Source organism: Achromobacter piechaudii NBRC 102461, from assembly GCF_001571245.1.
GTDB lineage: Bacteria > Pseudomonadota > Gammaproteobacteria > Burkholderiales > Burkholderiaceae_B > Achromobacter > Achromobacter piechaudii.
Genome location: NZ_BCTK01000006.1, coordinates 586395 through 598857, shown reverse-complemented (window position 1 = coordinate 598857; position 12463 = coordinate 586395). Strand labels below are relative to the sequence as shown.

Below are 12463 nucleotides of genomic sequence, written 5' to 3'. Positions count from 1 at the left end.
ATTTCAAAAATCGCTCTCATGCGCTACCTACACATCAAGAACGTTTCCGTCAGTGCCGAGTTCTCGACGGAGGCAGATATTCTGTATCGTTACCGTCTCGAAATAAACAGGGATGGCGCACTGGAATCTTCAAAAACAGTCTGCGTAGTTATGCAGAATCCCAGTTACGCTGGTGAAGAAGAAGCTGACAAGTCCGTACAGTTCCTTGAAAAGAATATCTTTGAACTTGACCTGACTGAATTCAAGAGTGTTGGCCGCCTCATCGTGGTGAATCAGTTTGCTCGCGTACAGACAAATGGCTTCGCTGGCCTGCCTTCGGATATAGGCTCTCGGAATGATCAAGCCATTGCCGCAGCCGTAATGGAATCTGAAATAGTAGTCATTGCATGGGGTTCAAGCAATCGTTTTCATGCTCGCAAGGAGTACGTTCTTGACTTGCTCAAACGGCAGCAAGGCAAACTTTTCTACCAGACAAGAATGCATCCATCCAGAGGTCGCTATGCAGGCTTCATCATGCCGCTTGAAATCTAACGCTGACTGCCTGCGGCAGCCGCTGAATCCTAACGTTAGTGGATGTCTGCTCTGGGTCGATACTCGCCATTCATCTCGAACTGAGTGGGACTGTTTAGGTTCTCACCCAAGCTTGCTACTGACATTTGAGGCGGTCTTTCCTGACCATTTCCTCATCGTGCCCGCCGCACAAGCGCTATGCGATCTGCATTGGGGGAGAACTGTCGATACCAGTATTGCCAATGGCCTTGTTGCGATACGGAGCCTACAGAACAATCCGTTTCCACCCTCGCCTTGAAAGGATTGGTCGCATGAAAATCGCGTTTTTGCACACGATGGAAGGTAATGAAGCGGTCTTTGGACTCGCGGCGGTGAAAGCAGGTTGGTCATCAGATGAGATTCGTCATGTGACTCGCGAGGATCTCCGGCTGGCCATGGGGCAGCAGTTGGCGCCAGGCAGTGCGCACGGGCTGGTTCACGAAGTGTTGCGGGGCTTGGTGATCGACGCTGATGCGGTAGTCGTGACATGCGCCACGCTTGGCCCCGCAGTCGACACCATGGGAGCAGTCTCCGTTCCCATCATCCGGGCAGACACGGCCCTGGCTAAAGCGGCGTCAAGCGGCGGCGGAAGGCTTGCCGTTCTCTGTGCGGTCGAAGCAAGCATTGCACCGAACCGGGCGCTCTTCGAGCACTATGCGGCCGCCACCGGCGCTAGTGTGACGGTTCAATTGATTCCTGGCGCCTGGGCGCTTTACCAGGAAGGAAAGCAAGCGGCATGCATGGCGGCATGTGCGCAGGCCGCAGATGAAGCGTATGCCCAAGGCTTTGATGCCGTGGCCTACGCTCATCCATGGATGGCGGGATCTGCGGAGTTAGTGGGAAACAAGCGCCGACTGATCCACGGGGTACAGGCAGCGCTGGACGCGGTCCACGCCACGCGGGAGGTGTAGCGAGGTCCCGCCGATATTGCCATGCTCATTAAGTAATCGGATCGGCGACGGCCCAGCATGTCTAGCCGCTTTCGGCCACAAACTGCCGGTCACATGCGCTCTTAAACCAGCATCGACTGCTGAACGAAGATACCCGCCATCGCTCCTTGCCATGCCGCCGTAGTAACCGAGGGGATGCCGGGGTTGGCAAGGTCACCGGCGGCGTAAATGCCCGGCATGCTGGTTTCACGGCGCTCGTCGGTCTTAAGCGCGATGCCGGTTGGCGTATTGACCGTGGCAAGGCCCAGTGCGTTGTGCAGGTTTACGGACGGCTTGTTGCGCGGATGCGCGAACAGGATGTCGACCGCGACATCGGGGCCGATATCGAGCTTGATGGTGGCACCATGGCTCCCGTGACGTGCCATTTCGGTGATCCGGCCATCAACGAGAGGGACCTTCCGGCCCGTCAGATCGGCCCGTGTTTCGGCAGTGATGTCGTGACCGTTGCCGAAGACGGTCAACCTGTCGGTCCAATCGTGAAACAGCCTGACCTGATTCATCGACTGCGGGCCGGACCAGACGAGGCCCCAATGCTTGTCAGCAACTTCGAAGCCGTCGCAATAGGGGCATGGGATGACGGATGAGCCCCAGTTCTCGGCAAAGCCCGGAACATCAGGCATCTGATCGACGACACCATAGCTCAGGATTACGCGGCGAGCCCTCAACCTTTCGTGATCGTCAGTGATGACGCGGAAATCGTCGACGGCGCCAGACAGGCTCTCGGCCCGCGCAGTGACCAGGCTGATAGTTGGATAGCGCGCCAGTTGTCGCCGCGCTTCGATTAGGATGTCCAGCGGCGGCTTGTGGTCGTGGCCGAGCATGCCATGCGAGTGGCCGGCAAAGCGGTTGCGCGGCCGACCGGTATCGAGAACGGTGACCGTGCGGCGGGCCCGGCCGAGTTGCAGCGCGGCGGCGAGGCCGGCAAAGCTGCCTCCGATGATGATGACGTCTTTCATGATGATGGACTCCGTGCTGTGGATGGAGGGTTGGGCTGGGCGTGGTGTGCAGCATCGTCCCGCGATACGCGTTTGATACGGTCAGCGAGCAAGGCTTCGCCATTAGCAAGAGAGTTGCCCAAGGCAGTATTGACCCGCCCGACAATGCCACCGATAACGGTGAGCGCCAGGGCAAAGCCTCCCCGCGTCTTGCAAATTATGATACTTGATGGTATCGTAATTGGAGAATTTGAATACTGTCAAGTACTGGAATTGCCGTGACCGAAAACAGCCAGGGCCGGCGCGGCCGGCCCGCCAACGCAGCGCTTCGCCAAACGATCGTCAACGCCGCCGGCGAACTCTTTGTGGAATTGGGATTTCAAGCGACGACCATGGACAAGGTCGCGCAGAGGGCGCAGATATCCAAACTCAGCATCTATCGGCACTTCGAGAACAAGGAGGCGCTGTTCAGCGCGGCGATGGTGGCTCACTGCCATCAATTTGCACCCCTGGCCCTTTCTGACAGTGTCGGCGGTTCGGCCGAAGATCAGCTCATGGCGGTGGGATCATCCCTGCTTCGCACGCTGTTAAGCCCGGACGTCCGTAGTGTCGAAGCCATGGTTTTGGCCGACAAGACGAATCAAAAGTCGTTAAGCAAGCTCCATTACGAAGCCGGGCCCGCCCATGTCATCGCCCAAGTCGAGGCCGTGCTGCATAAGTTGCACGCGAAAGCGATTCTGAACGTACCCGATGCTCGCCGATCCGCCCGCTTGTTTGCCGCGCTTTTCAAAGGATCAGATCTTCTGCTTATCGCACGCTTCGATGAGGCGAGAGCAGAGGATGACAGCGAAATCGAATCCTATTGCCGTTCGGCCGTCGCCATGTTCATCGCTGCGCACGGAGGCATCTAAAAGTGCGCTATCGCGGCTTGATGAAGAATCCGCAGAGTTGCATACCCTGTTCGCTCTAATCAATCTGTGGATGATGCGCGCACGCCGATGGGCGAGGCCACTGCACGCGCGCAAAAGCCGCCTCACCAGCGCACGGTTTTAAGCGCCCGCAGAGGCCGGTGACCGGTATCCCTGGCGACGGCGGGGAATGACCGTTCCACTCCGATACCTGCCCGTCGAACAGAGACTGCTCGACCGGCTGCAATGGGTCGGAACCAGTCAACCGTCACCAAGCGCCTCTGTCCACAACCCAATGCCAATCCGCCCCACCTGCCCAGATCAGACGAACGACAGGCTACAGGAACCCGATCCATCTGCCCGCTACCAGGCAGCCAGTCCATAGCATTAGCGAGAGGGTGGCCTGGCAGCGCAGTGCGCTGGATGGGCGCCCCCCTTGTAATACCTGTCCCCATGCCCCGCCCCGGCGCACGAGCCAGGCGTTGACTGCGCCCGCGCCCAACAAACCCATCTTCACCAAAAATGCCGGATTCTGCAGGTATTCCTGCGCTCGCACCGTGAACAACATGGCGCCGGTCAGAATGGCCAGCGCAAGGCCAACCGCGGCAGTGCGCGCCAGCACGGGCGCCAGGACCGCCAAGGACGAGGGCTTGAGGATACCGAGCAGCCGCAGGTCCAGCGGAACGATCGAACCGATCAACAGGCCGATGGCTCCGATATGGGCGGCATTGACGAAAAGATAGAGCGTTCCGGAGCGACGCAGCCACAGCGCCGGCGGTAGGGCCGTAAGCTGTTCCAGGGCCAGCCGAAGCAGTTCAGCCATCGCTAGAGGCCGTGGGGTTCAGGGTTTCTTTATGCGGCTGGGATAGATGTCGTAGGTCTTGCCGCCCACCATGATCTGAACAGCCTTCATACGCTTGTTGCCGGCGTCCTGGTCGCGGTTGCCGATGGCGGTAATGGCGTCGCCCGGCTTGGCGGCCCCCTCGACGAATCCGGCTTCCTTTGTCTGGGAGGGATTGCCCAGTTCGACCACCCAGACACCGTCATCCGCTCGCACCCTCAGCGTGGGATGGGGTGGCGCGACCTGCACCTGCTCGACCGTGCCCTGCAAGGTCATCTGTTCAGATTCCGCCCAAGACCAACCGTGATGCGCCACGGCCGCTGGGGCGACTGGCAACAGCGCGGATAGCGCCAGCCCTGCCGATAACACGCGTTGGGATAGCCTCATGTCGATGCTCCTTGTTTGCGGTTGGACTGTCGTCATGGTCCGGCGCTGCGGCGGCGGCCAGCGAACCAAGCATAGCAGCGCGACGGCGGTTCTTACCACGGCGGACAGCGGCTGCGCCTAACCCCGATGCAGCCCGGCACCCCAGTAGATTCAGGGGAGTTTCGCGGCGTGAGGCCTTTCGCTTTGCCTGGTTTGATGGCATCCAAAACTTTGCACGTCGATCAAAGAAGGCATGGTCTTAGCGCAGAGCAAGTCGCCCTTGAGAAGATCCTCAGTCGGTGGAAGACGGGCATCGTCAAAGCCCTATGGCCGGATGCTACGGGTGGCGCTGAACCCAACGCGTACCCAACGCTAGCGTGATGCCCACGATGGCACCGACGCATAAACCCCAAAATAGCAAAAGCACGCCAGAGTGTCTGGCAAAGGCGAGACCCACCAGTCCGCCACAGGCCAGCCCACTGAGGACAAGGCGCGGAAACGTATTCACAGCCTTTCGTGTCCAATAGACCCACAGCCCAAGGACCACAACGCCGAGCGGGATATACAAGACGAAGGTGCCAGCCATCATCCCAATCGCCGCAATCCAGGGCTCCGTGAACGGCTGATCGTGCGTTAACTGTGACATTCCGAGGCCTACCCAAAAGATGTAGCTCGACAGAGGGGCCAGGATGAACACAAGAAGCACTCGAGCGAACTCTAAAGACATAGCGCTCTCCTTGGCGTATCGCTTCGACTCGCCGGGACGGTTTTAGCTTGAATCACCACTGAAGACCAGAGCTCCGAAGAGGAAGTTGGCCCTCGCCAGAAGAAGCGCCCACCTGGTGCGCGGCCTGCTAGTAACTACTGAGTCTCGGCACAATGAAAAGATAGCCGGAAATCCGCTGTTGGCAGTAAATCATGGAATTAGTGAAATTCGGTCGGCGGCTCGCGGCGAATAGCTGTTTTCAAGCGTCGGCGATCTGTTTCAGGACGGCCGCCACAATGGCTTCCGGTCGATCTTCCTGCACAAGATGGCCTGCATTCCTGATTGCGGCACACGGGCTGTCCGAAATCAAAGAAGCCAACGTTTCACCGGTCTCGTGCGGAATCCAGTTGTCGTTCTCACCCCATAAGACCTTCACCGGGCAGTCCATAACGCAATATCTATCCTGAAGCACATCTGTGTACTTCTGATCCATCTGCGCAATTTGCCTATAAAAGGCGGGCTGGCCGATCGGACCCAACCAGGGACTGCTATAGACATCGAGCGCTTCATCAGAGAGGGGGTTATGCGCTGCCGTCTGCAAATAGGCTTTCAAGAGCGCGCGATGCATGTAGTCGGGCATCCCCGAAAAGGCGTTCTCATGCTTGCGGACGTGTTGGATCAAGGGCGATCCCCAAGGCGCCAGTGCAACGGCGTCAAATATCGTCAGCGAGGCGTAGCGCAGCCCGTCCAGGTAATAAGCACGTAAAGCGGTAGCACCGCCGAAATCGTGCGCCAACACATCAGGGCGCTCAAGGCCCCATTCAGTGAACAATGCTGAAAGCACCTTGTTTTGCACGCCGAGCGAGACATCCTGATCTTCTCGCATTTCGGATTGGCCGTAGCCCACCAAGTCGAAGAAGTAGACGGTTCTGCGATCGACAAGCTGCGGCACGATCCTGCGCCATACCTGTGACGAAAATGGCGTTCCATGGATGGCGACAAGAGGTGGCCCGTCGCCACATTTCCCCCATCTGACGGCGCTTCCTTCGATCATCGACGTATTGGATAAATCCAGCACAGGCGCCTCTCATATAGTCAGTTAGCTAACTGACGATATACTAGATGCATGAACCGCTCAATGCAAATCAAGGCCATGGCCAGCGAAGTCCGTATGTCGGTGTTGCGACATTTGGCCGACGCGAAGAAACACTTCGGACATCAGTGGTCAGCAGACCCCGAGGAATTCGGGGTCTGCATGACTTTGATCGCCGAGGCTATGGACATATCGCAGCCAACGGTAAGCAGGCATCTGGATATCCTGAAGCAGGCAGGATTCATCACCGTTCGCAAGCATCAGAAATGGTCGTACTGCAAAAGGGATGAAGCGGTGATCCAAGACTATCTGGCATGGCTGCAACAACAATTGTCGGCTCCGGCATAGGCCCACTCCGGGTAGAAGACGGGCGTCTGCAAGATGCCTCTCGTTGGGCACAAGCTGACGATCAAGGGGTCTGCAAGATCGACCCGCTCTGCCCGAGAGCCCGCTTTCGCAGGCACCCTTTTTGCCAACCTCTCGCCGCTTACTGCGGCTCGATCTTCGCGTCGACCGCGCGCTGGGTCCAGACCTGACGCTGCGACTGCGCGAACGCCTGATGCTCGGCCAGCGTATTCGGAGAGACCTGCATGCCCAGGGACTCGAAGCGCTGCAAGACGTCCGGCTCGCGCAGGATGGCGGTGACTTCCTGATTCAGCTTTTGTGCGATGGCATCGGGCGTCTTGGCCGGCACGGCCACGCCGACCCACACGACCAGGTCGAACTTCTGATAGCCCAATTCCGACAAGGTCGGCACGGTCGGGAATTCCTTGGCGCGCGCATGGCCGGTGTAGGCAAGGCCCCGCAGTTTTCCGGCCTGCATGAAGGACGTGACGACGGACAGGTCCGCGAACAGGTAGTCCACGTGTCCGCCCAGCAGGTCCGTTACGGCGGGCGGCTGGCTCTTGTAGGGCACGCCGTTGGCGGCAGCGCCGGCCACGGTATTGAAGGTGGCGCCCGCGATCTGGCTGGTGGGCGAGCCGTATGCGTAGTTCAGGGGCTTGGCCTGCGTGGCTTTCACCAGTTCCTGCAAGGACTTGTAGGGCGCGTCTTCGCGCACGACCAGCATCATCGGAATGGTGGCGATGCGCACGACGTGCGTGAAATCGCCCGTGGGATCGAACGGCAGCTTGCGGAACAGCGCCGGCGTGGCCGAGTGCGTGGAACTGCTGGTCAGGATCAGCGTGTAGCCGTCAGGCTGGGCACGCGCGACGAACGACGCGCCGATGGTGCCGGACGCACCCGGCTTGTTCTCGATGACCACCGGCACGTTCAGGCGCGGGCCGAGCTTTTCGGCGATGATGCGCGCGCTGGTGTCGGTTGCGCTGCCCGGCGAGAACGGCACGACGATGGTGATGGGCTTGTCGGGATAAGCGCCCTGAGCCAGCGCCGTAGACGGCAACGCACCAGCAAGCAAGGTCAGGACGGTGAGGCTGCCGGCGGCCAGCAGGCGGCGGCGGGCGCCAAACGGTCGGATCATACGTGTCTCCTTTGAGGGGCCGCGGGTCGGCCTCTTGAACTGTGACCGTATGATGCGGGGCGCCTCTTATCCCAACAAGGGACTAATTTTCATAGACTTATTCCAAAGCCCGATCAATCGCCCTCGGCCTGGTGCTGCCGCAGGTAGTCCTCGGTGGCCTGGAGAAACGCCGTGGCCGCCAGCGACAGCCGCGCATTGCGGCGTTGGATAAGCCAGAGTTCGTGCCCATGCTTGCGCGCACCGTCGATGGCCACTATGCGCAAGCCCAGTTGCCGCGCCAGGTCGCAGGCGTAGCCCGGCACCACCGTGATGCCCACGCCCGCGCCGACCAGTTTCAATGCCGACGTCAGCATGCCGGCTTCGATGCGGTAGCGGAATTCCAGGTTCAGGTCGGCCGCCACGCGGTCCAGGCTGCGCCGCACGCTGTACACGTTGCGCAGCATGACGTGGTCGTGGGCGGCCACGTCGGCCCATGACACGGAACGCTTGCGCGTCAGGGCATGGCGCGGCGCGCACACGGCATACATGGTGTCGCGGTAGATGACCCGCGTGGCCAGTTCTTCCGATGGAGTCTCAACGGAAACAATGCCGAAATCGGCACGGCCGTTGCGCACGTGTTCGATGGTGTCGTCGGTGGACAGTTCGAACAGGTCCAGCTTCACGCTGGGATGAGCGCGGTGATAGTCGGCCACCACGTCGCCCAGCAGGCCGACCATCATCAGCGGCGACGTCGCCACGCCCACGGTGCCGCGTTCCAGCGTGCGCAGGCCCGACATGCTGCGCTCGGCGGCGCGCACGGTGCCCAGGATTTCCTGGGCATAGGCATAGAAATCCGCCGCGCCGTCGCAAGGCGTGACGCTGCGGGTGGAGCGTTCGAACAGCGGCTGGCCGACTTCGGCCTCAAGTTCGGCGCAGAGCTTGCTGACGGCCGATTGCGTCACGAAGGCCGCGCGCGCGGCCGCCGTGAAACTGCGCAGTTCGTAGAGTGCGCAAAACACGCGCAATTGCTTCAGAGTGATGTTCATGGTCGAAGTCGCCGCCTGGCGCAGCCGGCCATGCCGGCATCAAAGCGCAGGCCCGAGCATATCGCGATCGGCGTCCTGGCGCGGCGCGGGGCGCCAGATCTCTCCTGGCGTGCGCGAGAACCGCACCGGAATGCCGGCTGCCATCAGCGGCCCTTCAGTCGGATGCTCCACGTTCTGGAAGAACCCCGTCGCCCGCAAATGCGGATCATCGAACAGCGCCTCCGGCGTATTGACGCGCGAATGCGGAATGTCGGCATCAGCAAGCAGCGTCAGCCATTCTTCGGTGCCGCGCAGCGCGACGATGTCGGCCAGGTCCTGATAGAGCGCGTCGAAGTGCCGGGCACGCGCGCTGGCGTCGACGTAGCGGGGGTCCGCCGCCAGATCGGCGCGTTCGGCCAGCGCGAAGAAGCGCCGCCACTGTGCATCGGTATAAGGCAGCAAGGCCAGATACCCGTCGAGGGTGCGATAGGGACGCCGCTGCGGTGACAGCACGCGGCTGTATCCCATGGGCCCCAGCGGCGGCACGAAACTGTGGCCGCCCATGTGCTCGACCACGGTGAAGGACACCAGCGTTTCGAACATGGGGACTTCAACCGCCTGCCCCTCGCCCGAACGCTCGCGCTCATAGAGCGCCATGGGAATGGCGTAGGCCAGCGTCAACCCGGCGACCTTGTCGGCCAGGATGGTGTTGACGTAGGCAGGCGCACCGCTGTTGCGGCCTTGCAGGTCTGCCAGGCCGCTCATGGCCTGGATGATGTCATCAAAGGCCGGACGCGCGGCATACGGGCCATCCTGGCCGAAGCCCACCGCAGAGCAATGGATCAGACGCGGATTGCGCGCGCGCAGCGTGTCGGCATCCAGGCCCAGCCGCGCCAGGGCCGCAGGCCGCACGTTGGACACGAATACGTCGGCGTCATCGATCAGGCGCAGCAGGCGGTCACGGTCGGCCGGCGTCTTCGCGTCCAGCGTCACGCTGTACTTGTTGCGGTTCAGGTTCAGATAGGCCGGCCCCATGCCTGGACTCATCGACGGCGCCGATGTGCGGAACACGTCGCCTTCGGGCGATTCGATCTTGATGACCTCTGCCCCCATGTCGGCCAGGATCTGCGTGCCATACGGCCCCATGGCCACCGAGGTCATGTCGATGACGCGCACCCCCGCAAGCGGGCCCGCCATTACTTGGCCTCCGGGTGCTTCTTGCGATTGACGAAAGGCGCCATGTAGCGGCGCGGCTCGTCGGTGGTGAACGCTTCCCCAAACGCCGCCACGCTGCGGTCCAGGCCGGCTTCTACCGTGGACTCGCTCCAGTAGCGCAGCAGCGCCTTCTGCGAGCGCACGGCGATCGGGCCGCTTTCTGCGATGGGCGCGACCGTGCGTTCGACCAGCGCGTCCAGCGCGCCGGTCTCGCTGACAAATTCCAGGAAGCCCCATTGCAGCGCCTGCGCCGCGTCCACGGTTTCACCAGTCAGCAGCAGCCAGTTGGTGGGACCGGGCCCGATGATGGCCGGCAGCAGCACGGCATGGATCACGGACGGGATGCCCACGCGCACCTCGGGCATGCCGAACACCGCGTCGGTTGCCCCCAAACGGATGTCGCAGGCAGCAGCCAGCTCCATGCCCGCGCCCAGGCAGAAGCCGGGAATGCGAGCAATGGTCGGAACCGGGATGGCGGCGACCGCGTCGCACAGGTCGCGCAGCCGCGTGATGAATTCGCGCGCGCCCTGGGGATCGAGTTCCGCCATCTCATAGATGTTGGCGCCGCCCACGAAGGCGCGCTCGCCCGAGCCTCGGATGACGACCGCGCGAGCATCTTCCTGGGCGGCGATCCAGCGGGCAGCCTCGGTCAGGCTCAACGTGACGGTCGAGGCCAGGATGTTCAGGCTCTTGGCATCGTGGATCTGAAGCGTATAGACACCGCGCCCGTCACGAGTCACGAGGGCATGGGCGAAGGTGGGGACAGGCGCGGTCATGGAAACTCCAGCAAGGGTGATGGACACCGATGCTACGGGCGAGCTTTCATCACAACAAACAAGTAATTTTCATGGAATAAGTCGGGAATGGAATAAATCAGCCAGCCCAAAGCCGCCCTAGGGAAATCCCGGGGCTAGCCCGCCCCCTACCCTTCCCCTTAGAATTTGCCTCGTCTTCTTTCAAGGAAGACCGGCCTGGCGAGTTCCAAAGGCGCAACTGCCAGCAAGGCCGCTCAGTTTTTCTCGTCGACAACGGCGTCGACATCCTGCCGGGTTCTCGGCATACCCACACACCACCACACGTCTACGCGACTTTCGGCGTCGGCCTCTGCACGTCCCCGCACTTTGCGCCGGGCGCCAGAGGCGTGCGCGCCGCAAGCGCACAAGGGGCCATCCACATGAGCATGAACCGCCGTCAGTTCCTCTCGTCCACCGCTGCCACCGCCGCATCCGCCACCCTCATGGGGCTGGCCGGCACGCGCGCCCTTGCGGCCGGCGAGGAAAAAATCAATGTCGCCGCCATCTACGACCTGTCGGGAGGCCTGGACATCTACGGCAAGCCGGTGATGGACGCGCTGCGGTTCGCGGCCGAGGAAATCAATGCCAAGGGCGGCCTGCTGGGCAAGCAGATCAACTTCATCGCCTATGACGCGCAGTCGAACATGCAGCTCTATGCACAGTTCGCGCAACAGGCCGCATTGCGCGACAAGGCTGCCGTGGTCCACGCCGGCATTACCTCGGCCTCGCGCGAGGTCGTGCGTCCGGTGCTCAACCGCTATCGCACCCTGTACTTCTACAACAACCAGTACGAAGGCGGCGTCTGCGACCGCAACTACTTCGCGGCCGGCGTGACGCCCGCGCAGACCGTGCAGAAGCTTGCGCCCTACGCCGTCAAGCAGTGGGGCAAGAAGGTGTACATCGTGGCGGCCGACTACAACTACGGCCAGATCGTGTCCAACTGGGTGCGCAAGTACGCGGCCGATGTGGGAGGCAAGACCGTCGCCACCGAATTCTTCCCGCTGGACGTGACCGATTTCGGCGCTGCCATTTCCAAGATCCAGGCCGCCTCGCCAGACTTCATCTGGTCGGGCCTGGTAGGCGGCGCGCACATGTCCTTCTATCGCCAATGGAAGGCGACCGGCATGACGGGCAAGATCCCGCTCGCCTCGACCACCTTTGCCGGCGGCAATGAACACATCGTGCTGTCGCCCGAAGAATGCAATGGTTTCCTGGTCTGCCAGAACTACCTGCAAGAGCTGCCTGGGGCTACCAACGCCGACTTCGTCAAGCGCTTCCATGCCCGCTACGGCGCCGACTATCCCTACATCACCGAACTGGCCATGGGCGCGTATCAGGGCTTCATGTTGTGGGCGGAAGGCGTGCGCAAGGCCGGCTCGCTGGACCGCATGAAGGTCATCGAGGCGCTGGAATCTGGCATCGCCATCGATGCGCCGAGCGGCCGCGTGTCGCTGGACCCGGCCACTCACCATTGCACGCTGGATGTGCACATCGCCGAAGTGCGTGATCGCAAGCTCAATCTGGTCGAGAGCTTCCCGCAGCAGCAGCCCGGCGACACCGCTGCGGTGTGCGACCTGATCAAAAACCCGGCGGACAACCGTCAATACGCCATCAAGTTCTGA

General features: G+C 61.5%; 14 protein-coding genes. 5 read left to right on the top strand and 9 right to left on the bottom strand.

The genetic code is table 11. The annotated features are described in order from the left end of the window. Positions 1-18: 18 nt before the first annotated feature. Both API01S_RS28860 and API01S_RS14840 read left to right on the top strand, forming a co-directional pair. Positions 19-531 carry a DUF1643 domain-containing protein gene (locus API01S_RS28860; RefSeq protein ID WP_082306064.1) on the top strand — a complete coding sequence of 171 codons (513 nt, stop codon included), beginning with the start codon at positions 19-21 and terminating at the stop codon, positions 529-531. Between the two features lie 290 nt (positions 532-821). Next, on the top strand, positions 822-1460 hold the full coding sequence (locus tag API01S_RS14840) for an aspartate/glutamate racemase family protein (protein ID WP_050729466.1): 639 nt from the start codon (positions 822-824) through the stop codon (positions 1458-1460). 101 nt (positions 1461-1561) lie between these two features. Here the strand turns inward: API01S_RS14840 and API01S_RS14835 are convergent, their stop codons facing one another. Then, a complete protein-coding gene (locus API01S_RS14835; protein WP_050729467.1) occupies positions 1562-2455 on the bottom strand; it encodes an NAD(P)/FAD-dependent oxidoreductase in 894 nt (297 codons plus the stop codon). Between the two features lie 257 nt (positions 2456-2712). Between API01S_RS14835 and API01S_RS14830 the strand changes: the two genes are divergently transcribed. Then, positions 2713-3345: a TetR/AcrR family transcriptional regulator gene (locus tag API01S_RS14830; RefSeq protein WP_050729468.1), complete on the top strand. Its 633-nt coding sequence runs from the start codon at positions 2713-2715 to the stop codon at positions 3343-3345. A gap of 334 nt (positions 3346-3679) precedes the next feature. On the opposite strand, the gene API01S_RS14825 is transcribed toward API01S_RS14830, so the two are convergent. From API01S_RS14825 to API01S_RS14810, 4 genes are all read right to left on the bottom strand, one after another. Next, complete coding sequence (locus API01S_RS14825; RefSeq protein ID WP_050729469.1) at positions 3680-4165, bottom strand: DUF6644 family protein; 486 nt, start codon at positions 4163-4165, stop codon at positions 3680-3682. An 18-nt stretch (positions 4166-4183) separates the two neighbouring features. Beyond that, entirely contained in the window at positions 4184-4570 is a 387-nt protein-coding gene (locus tag API01S_RS14820; protein ID WP_050729470.1) for a DUF6152 family protein, read from the bottom strand. A 316-nt stretch (positions 4571-4886) separates the two neighbouring features. Beyond that, positions 4887-5276 (bottom strand): hypothetical protein, encoded by a 390-nt coding sequence (locus API01S_RS14815; RefSeq protein ID WP_061305014.1) that lies wholly within the window; start codon positions 5274-5276, stop codon positions 4887-4889. 238 nt (positions 5277-5514) lie between these two features. After that, positions 5515-6333, bottom strand: a complete 819-nt coding sequence (locus API01S_RS14810) for an alpha/beta fold hydrolase (protein WP_084802430.1) — start codon at positions 6331-6333, stop codon at positions 5515-5517. A 60-nt stretch (positions 6334-6393) separates the two neighbouring features. Between API01S_RS14810 and API01S_RS14805 the strand changes: the two genes are divergently transcribed. After that, on the top strand, positions 6394-6696 hold the full coding sequence (locus tag API01S_RS14805; protein WP_217481352.1) for an ArsR/SmtB family transcription factor: 303 nt from the start codon (positions 6394-6396) through the stop codon (positions 6694-6696). Between the two features lie 139 nt (positions 6697-6835). Here API01S_RS14805 and API01S_RS14800 read toward each other — a convergent pair whose 3' ends face one another. The 4 genes from API01S_RS14800 to API01S_RS14785 form a co-directional block, all read right to left on the bottom strand. Further along, the gene (locus API01S_RS14800; protein ID WP_050729474.1) at positions 6836-7828 is read right to left on the bottom strand and encodes a Bug family tripartite tricarboxylate transporter substrate binding protein; all 993 of its coding nucleotides are present in this window, start codon (positions 7826-7828) and stop codon (positions 6836-6838) included. A 113-nt stretch (positions 7829-7941) separates the two neighbouring features. Continuing rightward, the gene (locus API01S_RS14795; protein ID WP_050729475.1) at positions 7942-8853 is read right to left on the bottom strand and encodes a LysR family transcriptional regulator; all 912 of its coding nucleotides are present in this window, start codon (positions 8851-8853) and stop codon (positions 7942-7944) included. A 39-nt stretch (positions 8854-8892) separates the two neighbouring features. Then, complete coding sequence (locus API01S_RS14790; protein ID WP_061305007.1) at positions 8893-10029, bottom strand: CaiB/BaiF CoA transferase family protein; 1137 nt, start codon at positions 10027-10029, stop codon at positions 8893-8895. Further along, positions 10029-10823 carry an enoyl-CoA hydratase gene (locus API01S_RS14785; RefSeq protein ID WP_061305005.1) on the bottom strand — a complete coding sequence of 265 codons (795 nt, stop codon included), beginning with the start codon at positions 10821-10823 and terminating at the stop codon, positions 10029-10031. The genes API01S_RS14790 and API01S_RS14785 overlap by 1 nt, the downstream gene beginning before the upstream one ends. Before the next feature lie 398 nt (positions 10824-11221). Between API01S_RS14785 and API01S_RS14780 the strand changes: the two genes are divergently transcribed. Continuing rightward, positions 11222-12463 carry an urea ABC transporter substrate-binding protein gene (locus API01S_RS14780; RefSeq protein WP_050729478.1) on the top strand — a complete coding sequence of 414 codons (1242 nt, stop codon included), beginning with the start codon at positions 11222-11224 and terminating at the stop codon, positions 12461-12463.

Coding starts and splice junctions, on each gene's coding strand:
- API01S_RS14820 (WP_050729470.1), bottom strand. CDS start 4,570: ATGAGGCTATCCCAACGCGTGTTATCGGCAGGGCTGGCGCTATCCGCG.
- API01S_RS14840 (WP_050729466.1), top strand. CDS start 822: ATGAAAATCGCGTTTTTGCACACGATGGAAGGTAATGAAGCGGTCTTT.
- API01S_RS14780 (WP_050729478.1), top strand. CDS start 11,222: ATGAGCATGAACCGCCGTCAGTTCCTCTCGTCCACCGCTGCCACCGCC.
- API01S_RS14795 (WP_050729475.1), bottom strand. CDS start 8,853: ATGAACATCACTCTGAAGCAATTGCGCGTGTTTTGCGCACTCTACGAA.
- API01S_RS28860 (WP_082306064.1), top strand. CDS start 19: ATGCGCTACCTACACATCAAGAACGTTTCCGTCAGTGCCGAGTTCTCG.
- API01S_RS14835 (WP_050729467.1), bottom strand. CDS start 2,455: ATGAAAGACGTCATCATCATCGGAGGCAGCTTTGCCGGCCTCGCCGCC.
- API01S_RS14785 (WP_061305005.1), bottom strand. CDS start 10,823: ATGACCGCGCCTGTCCCCACCTTCGCCCATGCCCTCGTGACTCGTGAC.
- API01S_RS14815 (WP_061305014.1), bottom strand. CDS start 5,276: ATGTCTTTAGAGTTCGCTCGAGTGCTTCTTGTGTTCATCCTGGCCCCT.
- API01S_RS14805 (WP_217481352.1), top strand. CDS start 6,394: ATGCAAATCAAGGCCATGGCCAGCGAAGTCCGTATGTCGGTGTTGCGA.
- API01S_RS14790 (WP_061305007.1), bottom strand. CDS start 10,029: ATGGCGGGCCCGCTTGCGGGGGTGCGCGTCATCGACATGACCTCGGTG.
- API01S_RS14825 (WP_050729469.1), bottom strand. CDS start 4,165: ATGGCTGAACTGCTTCGGCTGGCCCTGGAACAGCTTACGGCCCTACCG.
- API01S_RS14800 (WP_050729474.1), bottom strand. CDS start 7,828: ATGATCCGACCGTTTGGCGCCCGCCGCCGCCTGCTGGCCGCCGGCAGC.